Annotated in this window: 9 protein-coding genes; 4 read left to right on the plus strand and 5 right to left on the minus strand. The window is 48.1% G+C overall.

What is annotated here, in order from left to right:
• Window positions 1-4: 4 nt before the first annotated feature.
• The 5 genes from BQ7480_RS04200 to BQ7480_RS04220 all read right to left on the minus strand — a co-directional run bounded on the left by BQ7480_RS04200 (window position 5) and on the right by BQ7480_RS04220 (window position 11020).
• The gene (locus BQ7480_RS04200; protein ID WP_235816633.1) at window positions 5-3994 is read right to left on the minus strand and encodes a hybrid sensor histidine kinase/response regulator transcription factor; all 3990 of its coding nucleotides are present in this window, start codon (window positions 3992-3994) and stop codon (window positions 5-7) included.
• Between the two features lie 136 nt (window positions 3995-4130).
• Window positions 4131-5387 carry a phosphoglycerate kinase gene (locus tag BQ7480_RS04205; RefSeq protein ID WP_022354201.1) on the minus strand — a complete coding sequence of 419 codons (1257 nt, stop codon included), beginning with the start codon at window positions 5385-5387 and terminating at the stop codon, window positions 4131-4133.
• A 285-nt stretch (window positions 5388-5672) separates the two neighbouring features.
• Window positions 5673-8075, minus strand: a complete 2403-nt coding sequence (locus BQ7480_RS04210; RefSeq protein ID WP_139255708.1) for a transglycosylase domain-containing protein — start codon at window positions 8073-8075, stop codon at window positions 5673-5675.
• Entirely contained in the window at window positions 8072-8869 is a 798-nt protein-coding gene (gene nudC, locus BQ7480_RS04215; RefSeq protein ID WP_072541846.1) for an NAD(+) diphosphatase, read from the minus strand. The genes BQ7480_RS04210 and nudC overlap by 4 nt, the downstream gene beginning before the upstream one ends.
• Before the next feature lie 12 nt (window positions 8870-8881).
• Window positions 8882-11020 (minus strand): Tex family protein, encoded by a 2139-nt coding sequence (locus BQ7480_RS04220; RefSeq protein ID WP_072541847.1) that lies wholly within the window; start codon window positions 11018-11020, stop codon window positions 8882-8884.
• 211 nt (window positions 11021-11231) lie between these two features.
• Here BQ7480_RS04220 and BQ7480_RS04225 point away from each other — a divergent pair, with 211 nt between their 5' ends.
• The 4 genes from BQ7480_RS04225 to BQ7480_RS04240 all read left to right on the plus strand — a co-directional run bounded on the left by BQ7480_RS04225 (window position 11232) and on the right by BQ7480_RS04240 (window position 17073).
• Window positions 11232-12926 (plus strand): bifunctional metallophosphatase/5'-nucleotidase, encoded by a 1695-nt coding sequence (locus tag BQ7480_RS04225; RefSeq protein ID WP_235816720.1) that lies wholly within the window; start codon window positions 11232-11234, stop codon window positions 12924-12926.
• A 26-nt stretch (window positions 12927-12952) separates the two neighbouring features.
• Window positions 12953-13294 (plus strand): hypothetical protein, encoded by a 342-nt coding sequence (locus tag BQ7480_RS04230; RefSeq protein WP_022353983.1) that lies wholly within the window; start codon window positions 12953-12955, stop codon window positions 13292-13294.
• Between the two features lie 49 nt (window positions 13295-13343).
• Window positions 13344-15650 carry a TonB-dependent receptor gene (locus BQ7480_RS04235; protein WP_072541849.1) on the plus strand — a complete coding sequence of 769 codons (2307 nt, stop codon included), beginning with the start codon at window positions 13344-13346 and terminating at the stop codon, window positions 15648-15650.
• 136 nt (window positions 15651-15786) lie between these two features.
• Window positions 15787-17073: a M64 family metallopeptidase gene (locus BQ7480_RS04240; protein WP_072541850.1), complete on the plus strand. Its 1287-nt coding sequence runs from the start codon at window positions 15787-15789 to the stop codon at window positions 17071-17073.
• The last annotated feature ends 12 nt before the right edge of the window (window positions 17074-17085 follow it).

Genomic DNA, 17085 nt, shown 5'->3' on the forward strand with positions numbered 1-17085 from the left:
TTTTTTAGTTTTTCTTCATGTATATGCTGGGAGGTACTCCGTAAAACTTCTTGAAGGTGTCGGTAAAGTATTTAGGGTCGGCAAAGCCCATCTTGTCGGATACTTCCGCTACGGTATAGCGCTGGCTTTTCAGCATCAGTGCCGCTTCCTGCATCCGGATGTTCCGGATGAATTCTGCCGGAGCGATGCCTGTCAGTGCCTTGATTTTATTGTAAAAGCTGGTACGGCTCATATTGACGGAAGCGCACAATGTGTCCACATTGAAATTCTTGCCCAGTCCTTCTTTGACCAGCTCGGTTACTTTCTGGATGAACTCATTGTCCAGACTGGTAGGTAGTTCAATGGGTGTACCGGCTTCTTCCGGTAAGGCTGTGGCGGCCGAGCGGAAGCGGTTGCGAATCATTTTCCGGTTTTCAACCAGCGTGTGGATGGTGGCTTTCAGGATATGTACATCAAAGGGTTTCACCAGATACTGGTCGGCCTTGGTTTCCAGTCCTTCCAATATATGCTCCTTGTCTCCCAGTGCGGTGAGCAGGATGATAGGAATATGGCTGGTTTCCATGTTTCCTTTCAGCCGCTGGCACATTTCCCTTCCGTCCATGACGGGCATCATAATGTCCGAAAGAATCAGGTCGGGTTGTCTTTTCTGTATGAAGTCGATGGCTTCTTTACCGTTTTCTACCCCCTCTGTCTGATAAGTATCCGACAGACTTTGCTGGATGAAAGAGCGCAGAGGAGTATTGTCTTCCACCACCAGAATCAACGGCCTGTGTTCATCGTTCTGTGTGGAAGATACCTCAAATTGGGAGATTACGCCACTTCCCGCTGCTTGGGAAGGCTTGACGGGAAGTACTTGTTTTTCCGTGTCAGGATGTACTTTTTTGTATTGGTAATTTTTGCTCCGAATCGGGAAACTCAGCTGGAAACAGGTGCCAACATTCTCTGTGCTGTTGAAGGTGATTTTTCCTTCGTGGTTCTCAATCAGCCGATAAGTCAGCAGCATACCAATGCCACAACCGGTATTGGTCTGGTTGGTGGCATTATGTCCTCGGAACAGGTACTTGAACAGTTTTTTCTGCTCTTCTTTGTTCATGCCGATGCCGGTGTCCGAGATGGTCAGCATCCACGTGTTTTTGTTGGCATCCGCCTTCATGGACACCTTACCTCCCTGTGGGGTATATTTCAGGGCATTCGACAACAGGTTGCGCAGGATGGAGTCCATCTTGCTGACGTCAATCCAAACCTGTAGCGTAGGGAATGTGCTTTCGTAGGATAGCTGGATGTCTTTTTGTTGGGCAAAACTTTCAAACTGGTGTAAGTACGTGCTCAAGTAGTGGTTCAGTTCATGCTCCGTGACAATGGTCTGTGAGGAATACAACTCTTCCTTTTGGAAATTAATCAGGTTGTTGGCCAGTTCTGCCAGGTTCTCCGTACTTTCCATGGCTAGTCTGATATTTTTCTGTCCGTTTTCGCTTAGTTTCTCTTTCTCCATGATTTCACCCAAAGGGGCCTTGATCATGGTCAGCGGTGTACGTATATCATGGGCGGCATGGGTAAAGAAGTTGATTTTCTCTTCCGATGTCTTTCGTTCCCGTTTGATAATCTGGTAGCGCAGAAAAGCATAAGCGGCTCCGATAATCAGCAGGGCATAGAACAGGAAAGCCCAGAACGTCAGCCAAAACGGGCGTTCTACCAGAATTTCAATCTCTCTTTCTTCCAGTACCTGCTGGTTGTCGAGCAGGATGGAACGCACCTTCAGGGTATAGTTTCCCGGCGAGAGGTTGGTATAGCGTATGGTACCATTGCTGGTTGGAGGAGTCCATTGGTCATAGAACCCTTCCAGTTTCCAGCTGTAGAGGATACTCGACGGATTGTCGAAGTTAATGGAAGACACCTCCATGGAGAACGTGTTCTGATTGTATTTCAGCTGGATAAAATTGGTTTCATCCAATATTTTTGTCAGGGGTGAGTGGGGGTCCATCGGATGCACCGGATGGTACATGATTTGCAGGTTGGAGAACACCATGTGACTGGAGAAACTCGAGGGTAGTTCCAGACTGTCGGACAAGATAATCACGCCTTCGTTGCTGCCGAAGATAAGATGCCCGTCGCGTGTATGCAATCCGGCTGTCGAATTGAAATTGGCAGCCTGTAGCCCTTGCTCCCGGGTCCAGTTGGTAAACGTATGGTCTTTCCGGTTATAGAAGGACAGTCCATTCTCTGTGCCAAGGAACAGATTCCCATCTCTGTCGGGTACAATACTGTAGATGTTGTTGGTCTGCAGCCCACTGTTATTAGCCCGGCAGTGGGTGATTTCCTGTGTCCGGTTGTCAATGATGAACAGACCGTTTCCGTATGTGGCGATATACGTCTTTCGTAAATCGGACGTATTGTATATGGCATTCACACAGCCAATTTCCTCCTTTCCTTTATACGGAGAGAGTTGTTTTTTCTCTTTGTCGAACACATACAAGCCATGAATCGTGCCTACCCATAATGAATTCGAATCCCTTTCCAGCAGGAAGGTGATGGGGTAGGAAGAACTGTATTCTTGTTTTTCAAACGTTTGGGTGTTGAATCCTTTCAGGCTGTAAAATCCTCCGCTCCAGATGACCCCCTCCTTGTCTACCATGATTCCACGAATGTATTTGTCGGGAGTTTCTCTTATCTGTGATTTACCTTGCTGGTGGAAAGTGACTTTCCCTGTCTTCTTTTCAATGCGGAAGATTCCCGACATATAACCTCCGGCCAAGATGATTCCCGGCTTGATTTCGCATACCGACAAGAAAATATGATTCTCATAGTTCGGCAGTTTTTCGGTCGTACAATAATTTATCCATTTTTTCTCGCGGGGATTGAAGCAGCTGACCCCGTTACAGGTGGCATACCAGATGTCTCCTTCCGAATCTTCCATGATTCCATTGATGCAATCGTTTGGCAGGGTATTCGGATTATTGGGAGCATGCTTGTACCATTGGTATTGAGGATATCTTTCCGAGTAGATGGTAATGCCGATAGGATAAATCACGTTCCATATCCGGTTGGTACGGTCCATGTATAAATCCTTGATGATGCTTCCGTTCATTTTGTTCAGACTCTCATTGTCCTCTTGCAAGAAATGAGAGAGCTGTTTGTGGGTGAGGTTGAGTTTATAGACACCGTCTCCATCGGTAGCGATGAACACCTCTTCCGAATTTTTCCGGTTGGGGATAATGGTATTTACGCCGATGTCTTTCAGGTGGTCACCCAAGTCCGTCAGTTCACCGGTGGTAGCTGTATAAATAAAAAGTTTGTCGAGCAAGGCATTGATGATAAGTTTCCTTGTCGGTTTGTGATAGTAAATATAGTCAATGATATGAATGGGGGCTATATTTATTTTCTGGATGTTTTCCAGATTGCCGTTATGCAAGGTGGCAGAATAAAGATGCTGTTCGTTGGAAATGAAATATTTGTTGCCGTGCGCTTGCGTGATGCAGGTTATTTTTCCCGGAATCTTTTGGCTTATTTTTTCGGCTCCCTTATGGTGACCATTATAGATGTATTGACCGCTTTCCGTGCAGAACCAGATGTTCTTTTCCTCGTCCATGTATGTACATGTGACGGGGAGACCCTGTGTTTCAGGGAACTGTTTGTGCAGGTCGAATACCAGCTGGAAGGAGTCCCGGGCTTCGTCCAGCGTAAAGACCAGTCCGTCTTTACCAATCTCCCACAGTTTCTGTTCTTTGTCTGTTTTAAGTGTGTTCAGGTTGGGGAAACAGCTGACAGCCACTCCGTTCTTTATGAGTGGATAGTGAGTAAACTGTTTGCCGTTGTAACGGTCTATACCTTTGTGCGTAAGAATCCATATATAATCGTGTTCTCCTTGCTGAAGCGAGAGAACTCTCCGGCTGCTGAGCCCGTCCTCTATACCTATGTATTGGAAAATTTGCGCTTTCATCTGCGTGAAGGTGACAGATAGAAGCAGACAGATGATATATAAATATTTATGCATCATATTTTTCTTGAGTGTCCGCAAATTTCGCAAAAAACAATTTCTTATCAAAATAATACAGAGGCTTTCATAGGAGAAAATAAAAAAGGCATGGCCGTACGAGCCATGCCTTTAAATATATTGTTTAGAAAAACAATCTTTATTTGTCACCGCGGATTGCAGCGATACCCGGAAGAACTTTACCTTCGATAGCTTCCAGCAAAGCACCACCACCAGTTGAGATATAAGAAACCTGGTCGGCCATACCGAACTTGTTGATGCAAGCTACAGAGTCACCACCACCAATCAGTGAGAAGGCACCTTCTTTAGTTGCTTCAGCGATAGCTTCAGCGATTGCTTTAGAGCCACCTGCGAAGTTGTCGAATTCGAATACACCGGCAGGACCGTTCCACAGGATAGTCTTAGCACCCTTGATTGCCTGTTTGAATTCTTCGCGAGTCTTAGGACCTGCATCCAGACCCATCCATCCGTCAGGAATGTTCTTGTCGTCGCAAACCTGAGTGTTGGCGTCGTTAGCGAACTTGTCGGCAGCGATGCAGTCGCAACCCAAAACCAAGTTTACACCTTTTGCTTTAGCTTTTGCGATGATGTCCAAAGCCAAATCCAGTTTGTCATCTTCTACCAATGAGTTACCGATATGACCACCCTGAGCTTTAGCGAAAGTGAATGCCATACCACCGCAGAGAATCAGGTTGTCTACCTTATCCATCAGGTTTTCGATGATACCGATTTTAGTAGATACTTTAGAACCACCCATGATGGCAGTGAACGGACGTTTGATGTCTTTCAATACGTTGTCAACAGCTTTTACTTCTTTTTCCATCAGGTAACCCAGCATCTTGTGGTCTGCATCGAAGTAGTCAGCGATAACAGCTGTAGAAGCGTGTTTACGGTGAGCAGTACCGAATGCATCCATTACGTAGCAGTCAGCGTAAGAAGCCAAAGTCTTGGCGAATTCTTTCTGACGGGCTTTCATTTCTTTCTTTGCATCTTCGTATGCAGGATCTTCTTTTTCGATACCTACAGGTTTTCCTTCTTCTTCAGGATAGAAACGCAGGTTTTCCAGCAACAGCACTTCACCCGGTTTCAGCGCAGCAGCAGCGTCTTGAGCTTTTGCGCAGTCCGGAGCAAATTTCACCGGAGTACCCAGTGCGGCAGCTACAGCGTCTACAATCTGGCTCAAAGAATATTTAGCGTTTACTTTGCCTTTGGGTTTACCCATGTGTGACATGATAATCAAAGCGCCACCGTCTGCCAAGATTTTCTTCAAAGTAGGCAGTGCACCACGGATACGAGTATCGTCAGTAATTTTACCTTCTTCGTTCAAAGGTACATTGAAGTCCACACGAACGATTGCCTTTTTACCGGCAAAGTTGAATTTGTCAATAGTCATCATAATCTCTAATATTTTTTGTTTAAAGTGTTTCTGTTGTTACAGACATCCCCTTGAAAGGATGCACCGCAAAGGTAAGAAAAAAAATAAAAAAGAAAGAATAAGGGGTGGATTTTTGCATACTTAAAGGCTGTTTTGTAGGTCGTTAAAAAACGCAAGTACGTCTTGTGAAAAATGTACTTGCGTTTCAAGGCAAACGTAAGTGCGTTTCAGGTAAAACGTCGAAGCGTTTTCGATTAAACGCACTTGCGTTTTGGGCTGAGTTGTAAATTTCTGATTATTAGCATGTTATTCACTTGTTGTCAAGACTTCTTCCGTTTCGAACCGCAGGGAGTCACCCAGTGCCATGTAGATGGAATCGCTGTCGCTGTAATGCGGGAAATAGTCGTTGCAGTCCCATGAGCGGTCCAGTTTTTCCTTAGGTTGCGGGAACTTTGCCACATAAAGCGGAGCCAGCTTGGGGTCGGCCAGCACTTTTTCCATGAAGTAGCCGAACACCGGAAGTGCCGTGCGGCTGCCCTGTCCCAGTTCTCCCGTGCGGAAATGGATGCTGCGGTATTCTCCACCTACCCAGGCACCTCCCACCAGGTTGGGACTGACGCCTACGAACCAGGCATCGGAGTGGTTCGACGAAGTACCGGTCTTCCCGCCGAATTCCGTCCCTTTGTCAAAGATGCGGAAACGCCAGAGGGCCTGTGAGGTACCTCCCGGACAGGTCAGTCCCCCTCTCAGCATCTGTTGCATGAGGTAAGCACTGGCGTAGGGGATGGCTTGTGTCTTTTCCGGTTCTTCTTCGTAAATGACGTGTCCGTCTTTGTCTTCCACCCGCGTGATGAGTATCGGGCAGATGGCTTCTCCATCGTTGACTACCGTACCGTAGGCCGAAACGAGTTCCAGCAAGGACACATCGGAAGCGCCCAGACTCAGGGCCGGAGTTTCTTCCAGTGGGGTACGGATACCCATGTTGCGGGCGGTGCGGGCTATATTGGAGATGCCGACTTCATGCGCCACATTGGCGGCGATGGTGTTGACAGACTGGGCGAATGCCATTTTCAGGGACATGGTGTCGAGGGTGGCACCTCCGTTGGCATTGTGCGGCATCCAGAGTTTTTTCTCTCCGTTTTCTTCCACTTCCCAGGGAATATTCTCGTCTACCCGTAAATCGCAGGGAGAAAGTCCCTGGTTCATGGCCTCTGTATAGACAAACAGTTTGAAAGTAGACCCTGGCTGACGTTTGGACAGTACCTTGTCGTATTTCCACGACTGGAAGTTGATGTCGCCTACCCAGGCTTTCACTTCTCCGGTATGCGGGGCGATGGCCACGAAACCGCAGTGCATGAAGCGTTCCATGTAGCGGATGGAGTCCATGGTGCTGAAGGTCGTATCCTTTTGTCCCAGTTGGTAGTCGAACACTTTACAGCGGTGAGGCAGGTTCAGGTAATAGGCAATGGAGTCGGTCTGACTGCCGTATTTGTGCGACAGATACTGGTAGGCCGGCGTTTTTTCAGCCAAATCTTCGATAAAGTGAGGAATCTCTTCTCCACTTCGGTCTCGCCAGGGAGCTTGTGTACCCCAGTGTGCATCAAATTTTTTCTGTACTTCCCGCATCTGCCGGTCGACGGCCTCTTCCGCATAGCGTTGCATCCGGCTGTCGATGGTGGTATAGATTTTCAGTCCGTCTCCATATAAGTCGATGTCATTCTCCTTGCACCAGCTTTTCAGTTCGTTAGCTACAGCTTCGCGGAAGTAGAGAGCCAGGCCGGTGTTGTAGCTTTCTTGCCGGAATTTCAAGATTGTGGGCAGCTGCCGGATAGAATCGAGCTGGTGTTTGTTCAGGAAATGGTGTTCGTACAGTTTGCCCAACACCACATTCCGTCGCGAAAGACTGTTTTTCGGATTGATACGGGGGTTGTAGTAGGTAGTGGCTTTCAGCAGCCCAATCAGGGTCGCTGCCTGCTCCACGGTGATTTTGTCGGGCGTGGTATTAAAATAGGTATGGCAGGCCGTTTTGATACCGAAGGCGTTGCTGCCGAAGTCTACGGTATTGAAATACATGGTCAGGATGTCTTCCTTGCTGTACAGCATCTCGATTTTGACGGCAGTGACCCATTCCTTGGCTTTCATAATCAGCAGTTTTACACCGGGGATATAGCCCAGCAGACCTGTGGAATACTGCGAGCGGACTTTAAACAGGTTTTTCACCAGCTGCTGGGTGATGGTGCTGGCACCTCGCGCTTCCCCGTGGGCAATATAGTCTTTTGCGGCTGCGAAGACTCCTTCGAAGTCGATGCCGAAATGCTTGTAGAAACGCTCGTCTTCTGTATAGACCAGTGTTTTGACCAGAATGGGAGAGATATCCTTGTATTCCACCGGTGTACGGTTCTCTGAATAGAATTTTCCAATCAGCTTCCCGTCGGCACTGTAGATTTCCGACGCAATGTGCTGTATCGGTTCCTTGATGTTGAACATGCTGGGTGATTTGCCGAACAGCCACAGGAAATTGAGGTCAATCATAATCAGCAGTACAATCAGCGAACAGATACCTGTCAGGATGGCCATGCCGGTACGTCCATACCACGGCAATTTACGGAAAGTACGTGCATACCATTGGATGGCTTGTTTTCCCGCCTTGAGGATACGGCGGACTGTTTTTCCTAAGAATTGAGTAAGGTAAAGGATGTATTTTTTCATATTTCGTTGTTTAACCATGCATCAATCAGTTTTCGGGCAATGCTCAGTTTCTTGGGTATTTCGGGCAGGTGGTCGCGGCTGTAAAAGTCGCCTGCGCTTAATTCTTCATCTTGCAGCTTGATGGTGCCGCTCTCATATTCCGCATAATAGCCTACCATGATGCCGCTGGGGTAAGGCCAGGGCTGGCTGCCGAAATAGGTCAGGTTCTTGATGCGGATGCCTGTTTCTTCCATCACTTCGCGGCGTACACACTCTTCCAGTGTTTCGCCTGGTTCCAGAAAGCCGGCCACCAGTCCTTTGAATGTACCCCGGAAATTACGGGCGTGAACCAGCAATATGCTGTCTCCTTTCTTAATCAGTACGATGACAGCCGGAGAGATGCGCGGATAGATTTCCAGTCCGCAGTGAGGACAGCGTTTGGTGATGGGGCCTGTCTGTTCCGTGGGCGTACCGCAGGCCGGACAGAAACGGCTTTGCTTGTCCCAGGTCAGTATTTGGGAAGCCTTTCCGGCACACTGGTATTCTTCCAGCGGGAGGATGTCGTAAGATGCCCGCAAGTCGGTCGGAATAAAGGAATCTTCCTTTCCGTTCAGTGCGTCGGGAGAGAGGGCGTACGCCTTGGCCGGGTGTCCCTGGATTTCTCCGATGGCATGTATCGTCGTATCGGCAGTGACTCTTATCGGAGGTTCGGTGGCATAAGGAATGTGAAATTGGTCACCTTCCTTTACGACCAGAAGCTGCTGGCCTTGACGGAAGATGAACCAGCCGCACAGTTCTTTTTTATCTTGTTTCATGTTGTTGTGTACTTATTTGTTTAATCCTTTCATGGTGAGCTGGATACGTTTCCGTTCACGGTCGATGCTCAGCACTTTTACCCGTACATGCTGGTGGATGCGAACCACTTCGGTCGGGTCGCTGACAAAGCGGTCGGCCAGTTGGGAAACATGTACCAGTCCGTTTTCCTTGATACCGATATCGACGAAACAACCGAAGTTGGTGATGTTGGTCACGATGCCGGGCAGTTCCATGCCTTCCTGCAAGTCGTCCAGCGTACGTACATTTTTGTCGAATTCAAATACCTGGATTTTCTGGCGTGGGTCCCGGCCGGGCTTGTCCAGTTCCTGAAGAATATCTGTCAGGGTAGGGAGGCCCACGGTATCGGTGATGTATTTCTTCAAGTCAATTTTGCTGCGCAGCTCCTTGTTCTTCATCAGGTCGTTCACACTGCAATGCAAATCCTTTGCCATTTGTTCCACGATGGGGTAGCTTTCTGGATGTACCGCCGAATTGTCCAGTGGGTTGGGAGCCTGTGGAATGCGGAGGAATCCGGCGCACTGTTCGTAGGCCTTTGCTCCCATTCTCGGAACCTTGAGCAGTTGCTTGCGGGATTCGAACGGGCCGTTTGCCGTGCGGTAGTCTACGATGTTCTGTGCCAGTGTCGGGCCTAAGCCGGACACATACGTCAGCAAGTGCTTGCTGGCCGTATTGACATTCACACCTACCAAATTGACACAGCTTTCCACTGTCTGGTCGAGGGCTGCCTTCAGTTTGTTCTGGTCTACGTCGTGCTGGTACTGTCCCACTCCGATGGATTTGGCATCAATCTTGACCAGTTCGGCCAGTGGGTCCATCAGGCGGCGGCCGATGGAGACGGCACCACGGACTGTGACATCGTAGTCCGGAAATTCTTCGCGGGCTGTTTTCGACGCCGAATAAATGGAAGCTCCGTCTTCACTGACCACGAATACCTGTACTTCCCGGTCGTAGCGCTGACTGGTGACAAACTGTTCCGTTTCGCGGCTGGCCGTACCGTTTCCAATGGCGATGGCTTCAATTTTATATTGTTCCACCAGCTTCACGAGCTTGCGTGCAGCCTGTGCATATTCCGATTTGGGAGGGTGGGGATAAATGGCTTCGTTGTGCAGAAGTGTACCTTGGGCATCCAGACAGACCACTTTGCAGCCGGTACGGAATCCGGGGTCGATGCCCATGACCCGTTTTTGTCCCAACGGAGGAGCCAGCAGCAACTGACGGAGATTTTCTGCAAATACACGAATGGCCTCTTCGTCGGCTTTTTCCTTGCTGAGGGCTGCAAATTCAGTCTCGATGGCAGGTTTCAGCAGCCGTTTATAGGCATCGGATACCGCTTCCTCCACTTGACGGGCACATTCATTGTTCGTCCGTACGAACAGCCTTTGCAGTCGGTCGTGGCAGCTTTCTTCGTCTTCCGGGAAGATGGATACCTTCAACACGCCTTCTGCTTCTCCGCGGCGGAGCGCCAGCAGGCGATGGGAAGAGCATCTTTTGAGCGGTTCACTGAAATCAAAATAGTCACGGTATTTGGCGGAGGCTTCTTCCGATTCTTTTCCTTTCACCACTTTGGCTTGGATAATCGCCTGTCGCTGGAACTGGTTGCGCATCAGGTGGCGCGAGCGCTCGTCTTCACTGACTTGTTCGGCCAGGATGTCGCGGGCCCCTTTCAGGGCGTCTTCCTCATCTTTCACGTCGCCTTTCACAAAAGCACGTACTTTGGTTCCGAGGTTGTTTTCTTTCTGCATCATCAGCAGCAGGGCCAGCGGCTCCAGCCCTTTGGCACGTGCGGCCTCTGCCCTGGTTTTCCGTTTAGGCTTGAAGGGAAGGTAAATGTCCTCCAGTTCGGTAGCGTTCCAGCAGGCGGTGATGCGTGCTTTCAATTCCGGCGTCAGTTTCCCTTGTTCCTCAATGGTGGAAAGTACGGTCTCTTTTCGCTTGGACAGTTCACACAGCTTTTCATATCTTGTTTGAATGTCTCCTATCTGTACTTCATCCAACCCTCCGGTAGCTTCTTTCCGGTAGCGGCTGATAAATGGAATGGTAGCTCCTCCCTGGAGCAGCTTGAGTGTGTGGGCGATACGATGTTCCGGCAGTTTAAGTTCGGCGGCAATCATCCGGCTGAAATCTTCCATGTAAAATGTGGTTGAGTTATATTGGTTGCAAAAGTAGTGAAAAAATGGGAAAATCGTAGTGTGGAACAGCCTTTCGTTTTTTAGTATTTTAGGAAGTATTCTGGTGGAATATCGGGAAGTTCTCGTATCTTTGCAGCTGTTATGACCAATGTCAGATAAAATGAAGACTAGACCAATCTATTTTATTATTAGCCTGATTACTTTGTGGGGCATGAGTCACTTGCAGTTGTGTGCAGCCGACAGTCAGACTGTGACACTCAAGTTTATGGAAACCAGTGATGTACATGGTTGTTATTTCCCTTATAATTTTATCCAGAATAAGCAGATGAAGGGCAGTCTGGCCCGTGTATCTTCGTATGTGAAGGAGCAGCGGGAGAAGTATGGGCAGAATGTTATTTTGATGGACAATGGAGACATCCTTCAGGGACAGCCGGTGGCTTATTACTATAATTATATGGATACGACCTCGGTGCATGTGTGTGCCGCCATGTTGAACTATATGCGCTACGATGTGGGCAACATGGGTAATCACGATGTGGAAACCGGACATGCGGTGTACGACCGTTGGGTGAGACAGTGTGAGTTTCCGGTGTTGGGAGCCAACATTATCGATGTCAAGACGGGACGTCCGTACCTGAAACCATACGAGGTGATGGAACGGGACGGGGTGAAGATTGCTATTCTCGGTATGATTACTCCGGCCATACCCTCTTGGCTGCCTGAGCAATTGTGGAGCGGACTGCGGTTTGAAAGTATGACCGCTTGTGCAGAGAAATGGGTGAAAGAAATCCAGGAAAAGGAACATCCGGACATCTTGATTGGTTTGTTTCATGCGGGACCGGAAGGAAACCGCTTGGACAATGCCATTGAAAACGAATCGGCTGAAGTGGCTAAAAACGTGCCGGGATTCGATGTGATATTTATGGGACACGACCATACGCGTTGGAATGAAAGAGTGGCCAATGTGAAAGGCGATTCTGTGCTGCTGATAGACCCCGCCAATACGGCAAAGGTGGTTTCAGAAGTCACTTTCACCGTGAAAAAACAGGATGGGAAAGTGGTCTCCAAGCAGGTGGAAGGTAAGCTGGTCAATATGGATGACTATGCCGTAGACTCGGATTTCATGAATACATTCCAGAAGCAGTATGAGACTACCTTGAATTTTGTTTCGCGGAAAATCGGACGGATGGAACATACCATTTCTTCGAAGGAGGCCTTCTTTGGTCCTTCTGCCTTTATCGACCTGATTCATCAGTTACAATTGGATATTACCGGGGCCGATATTTCTTTCTGTGCCCCGCTGTCGGCTTATGCGGAAATCAAGGAAGGTGACATTTGTGTGAGCGATATGTTCAACTTGTACAAGTTTGAAAATATGCTTTATACTATGCTGCTTTCTGGAAAAGAGGTGAAGAATTTTCTAGAAATGTCGTACGACCTTTGGGTGAACCAGATGAAATCGGCCGATGACCATTTGTTGCTGTTGAACGAGAAAGACAATGGCTTCGGACGTTTCCGCAACCCCAGCTTCAACTTTGATTCTGCGGCAGGCATTATTTATACGGTGGATGTGACCAAGCCCCGTGGCGAAAGAATTACCATTGAACGTCTGGCCGACGGAAAACCCTTTGAATTGGATAAACAATACAAGGTGGCAGTCAATTCTTATCGTGGAAACGGAGGAGGTGATTTGCTGACTAAAGGTGCAGGTATTCCCAAGGCAGAACTTTCCCAGCGCATTATTTTCTCTACCGACAAGGATTTGCGCTATTACTTGATGAAACGGATTGAGGAAGTCAAGGTGCTGGATCCGAAGCCGCTGAACCAGTGGAAGTTCATTCCGGAAGAGTGGACCGTTCCGGCGGCACAGCGTGATTACAAGCTTTTGTTTGGAAATAATAAATAATTATAGAGACTAGAAAGAAAAGGGAAATGTGTAGAGGTTTTCGTAAGCATCTCCGGGTATGGGCATTTTGTCTGGCAACTTTGTTTGCCTCTTATTATGCTGCTACGGCCTTGTTTGCCCATGTACATGTGGTGAACGGGGTGATGCTTGTACACTCGCATCCCTTTACCAAATCCCATTCTCATAACGACGGCCAGACACTGGCCCTTCATTTTCTTTCCAGTTTTCACTCTTTGGAAGCAGGGCAGACAGACTTGGAACTTCCGAATCTGTATGTGCTTTATTCATTGGTGGAAAAACTGGAAATCTCTCCTGTCGTGTCTTCTTATGCGGCAGGAATTTATCTCCGTGCTCCTCCCATACGATAGTTCTATTGGAGATTTGAAGAACTTAGTATGAATATTTTAGGAGCAATTAATGAAAAAATATATCAATTTGTGGATGGGAGTGGTATGCACTCTCGTCAGCTATGCGTATGCTTACGCAGAAGGTCCCGTCAAAGAGGGCAATGCCATTGTGGGGCATGTGATTGAAAAGGGTTCGGAGGCAGGTTTGCCTTATGCGGCCGTGTTGGTAGTGGAAACCGGTGAAGGTACCGTGACAGACGGAGAAGGTTATTTCCGTTTCAAGAAAGTTCCGGAAGGAGAATATTCCGTGAAGGTGCAGATAATGGGTTATGCCACGCAGATAAAGAAGGTAACGGTCAGCAAGGATTTCGTGGTCGACATGCATTTTGTCATGGAAGAGGAATCCATTATGACGGATGAGGTGGTGGTTTCGGCCAACCGGAATGAAACCAGCCGGAAAGTGGCTCCGGTGGTAGTCAATGTGATGAACAATAAACTGTTTGAGATTGTCAACTCGACCAATCTGGCTAAATCATTGAGCTATCAGTCGGGCTTGCGGGTGGAAAACAACTGTCAGAATTGCGGTTTCCCTCAGGTCCGTATCAATGGGCTGGAGGGACCTTATTCACAGATTCTGATTAACAGCCGTCCGGTGATGAGCGCGTTGTCGGGGGTGTATGGACTGGAACAGATACCGACCAACATGATTGAGCGGGTGGAAGTGGTACGTGGCGGAGGTTCTGCCTTGTTCGGGGCTAATGCCGTGGGAGGTACCATCAACATCATTACCAAAGACCCGGTACGCAATTCGTTTCAGGTGGCTTCTACGATGTCGAACCTGAACGGAAAGGTATGGGAGCAATATATGGGAGCCAATGCCTCACTCGTTTCATCCGATAACTCGTACGGTATTGCATTGTATCAGTCCTACCGTAACCGTAATCCGTATGATGCGGATGGAGACGGGTTCTCTGAATTGGGAAAACTTAATATGAATACTTTCGGGTTGCGGGCTTATTATCGTCCTACTCAGTTCAGCCGCATCAGTCTGGAATATCACACGACGAACGAGTTCCGTCGTGGCGGTAATAAGTTCGATTTGCAGCCGCACGAAACGGACATCACGGAGCAGACCAAACACATCATCAACAGTGGAGGTTTGACGTACGATGTGTTTTTCAACGAATACAAGCATAAACTTTCTATCTATGCTTCGGCTCAGCATATCGACCGCAACAGTTATTATGGGGCAGAGGAGGCTTTGAATGCATACGGAAAAACTAAGGACTTGACTGCCGTGGGAGGAGCCATGTATGTGGGCAATATGGATAACTGTCTGTTCTCTCCAGCTACTTTTACGGGAGGAGTGGAATATCAGTATAATTCCTTGCACGATGTGATGACGGGCTATCAGCGTGACCTGCGGCAGAATGTGAAGATTGCCAGTGGATTTGTGCAGAATGAATGGAAACTGGACTATTTCACGATTCTGGCCGGATTCCGGTTGGACAAGCATAATTTGGTAGACAAGGTGATTTTCAGTCCGCGCGTCAATGCGCTTTGGAAACCTTCCGACAAGCTTCAGGGACGTTTGACTTGGTCGACAGGTTTCCGTGCTCCTCAGGCTTACGATGAAGATTTGCACGTGGCAGCCGTGGGAGGTGAAGCGATGGAAGTCCGGTTGGCCAAAGGCCTGAAGCCTGAACATTCCAACAGCTTCAGCGGATCGATTGACTGGACAGCCAATTTTGGACATTTCCAGTCGAACCTGCTTATAGAAGGGTTTTACACGGCTTTGAATGATGTGTTCTATTTGGAAAGTATAGGGACAGATCCTGTTTCAGGTACTTCCGTGCAGGAACGCCGGAATGGAAACGGTGCCCGGGTGTATGGAGCCAATATTGACTATAAGATTGCGCATGGCAAAGAAGCCCAGTTGCAGTTGGGTTTCACCGTACAGCGCAGCCGCTATACAGAAGCCGTGAGATGGAGTGAGGATGAAGATGTGGCAGCCATCAAGCGTATGCCGCGCACACCGGACTATTACGGATATTTCACCTTCAGTTCCGCACCCTGTAAGAATTTTGATTTCTCTCTTTCGGGCGTCTATACAGGCCGGATGATTGTGCCTCACTTTGCAGGGTATATTGAAAAGGACCGCTTGGAGCACACACCCGATTTCATGGACTTCAATCTGAAGTTGAATTATACGTTTGTGTTGAACGACCATCTGAAGTTGCAGTTGAACGGAGGGGTACAGAATATCTTCAATGCGTTCCAGAAAGATTTGGACAAGGGAGGAAAGCGTGATTCGAAGTATTTCTACGGTCCCACTCAGCCTCGTACCTACTTTATTGGCATCAAGTTCTTCAATTGATGAACGGATAAAATAGTCTTTTTAGCGGTGTCTTCTGTCAAGGCACCGCTTTTTTTGTATGGGAGCTCGCTTTCTTGTTACAAGAATTGTGTGAAATAAGGCAAATCGCTATTTTTGTGGGAAAAATTGAAGATATATGAAAAAGACAGTATGGATTCTCACACTTGGATTGTCACTTTGCGGAAATGCTTTCGCACAGAATTTCGATGATTATTTTATTGATAAAACCCTTCGGTTGGATTATATATTTATGGGGAATGCCGACAAGCAGGATATCTGCCTGGATGAGTTGTCTTCGCTTCCTCAGTGGGCAGGCCGGCATACGCATTTGTCGGAGCTTCCATTGGCGGGAAATGGCGAAATCACCATGAAGGACAAGGCCACGGGAAAGGTTATTTACCGGACTTCCTTTTCCAGTCTGTTTCAGGAATGGCTTGGAGAGCAGGAAGCCAAGGTCGTGACTCGCGGATTTGAGAATACGTTCTTGGTGCCTTATCCCAAACAGCCGGCCGAGATTACCGTGACTTTAAAAGATGCGTATCAGAAACCCAGTGCTACATTGACGCACGAGGTCAATCCAAAGGATATTCTGATTCACCAGCGGGGCACAGGTAATTTGACGCCTCACCGTTATTTGTGGAAGGGAGGTTCCCCGGAGAAGTGCATCGATGTGGCCATTATGGCGGAGGGTTATTCGGCAAAGGATGAAGCACTGTTCTATAAGGATGCCGAGATAGCTTGTGAGTCTTTGTTCGAACATGAACCGTTCAAGAAACTGAAAGACCGGTTTAATATTGTGGCTGTTTTCAGTGAGTCGAAAGACAGCGGGGTCAGCATTCCGCGAAATAATGAGTGGAAGACCACGGCGGTTAGCTCGCATTTTGATACCTTCTATTCCGACCGTTACCTGACAACACGGAGTGTAAAGGCCATTCACAACTGGCTGGCGGGTATTCCTTATGAGCATATCATCATCCTGGCCAATACAGATACGTATGGGGGAGGAGGAATCTATAATTCCTATACATTGACTACGGCACATCATTCCATGTTCCGCCCGGTAGTCGTGCATGAGTTTGGACACAGCTTCGGAGGCTTGGCCGACGAATATGCATACGATGAGGCACCGAGTCCGTTGTATCCTTACAGTGTGGAGCCGTGGGAACCGAATATCACTACACTGGTACACTTTGAGGACAAGTGGAAAGACATGGTAGAACCAGGAACTCCCATTCCGACGAAACCACAGACGGACGAGAAGCTGATTTATACCAAAGTCGGTGTGTATGAAGGAGGCGGTTATACGAAAAAAGGAATTTATCGTCCCACTACGGAATGTCGGATGAAAATCAATGAAGCTCCGGTGTTCTGTCCGGTATGCCAGCGTTCCTTGGAACGTACCATTCGTTTTTACACGGAATAGTCATCTTTAAAT

Origin of the sequence: Bacteroides mediterraneensis, from assembly GCF_900128455.1 — a bacterium.
Taxonomy (GTDB): Bacteria; Bacteroidota; Bacteroidia; order Bacteroidales; family Bacteroidaceae; genus Phocaeicola; species Phocaeicola mediterraneensis.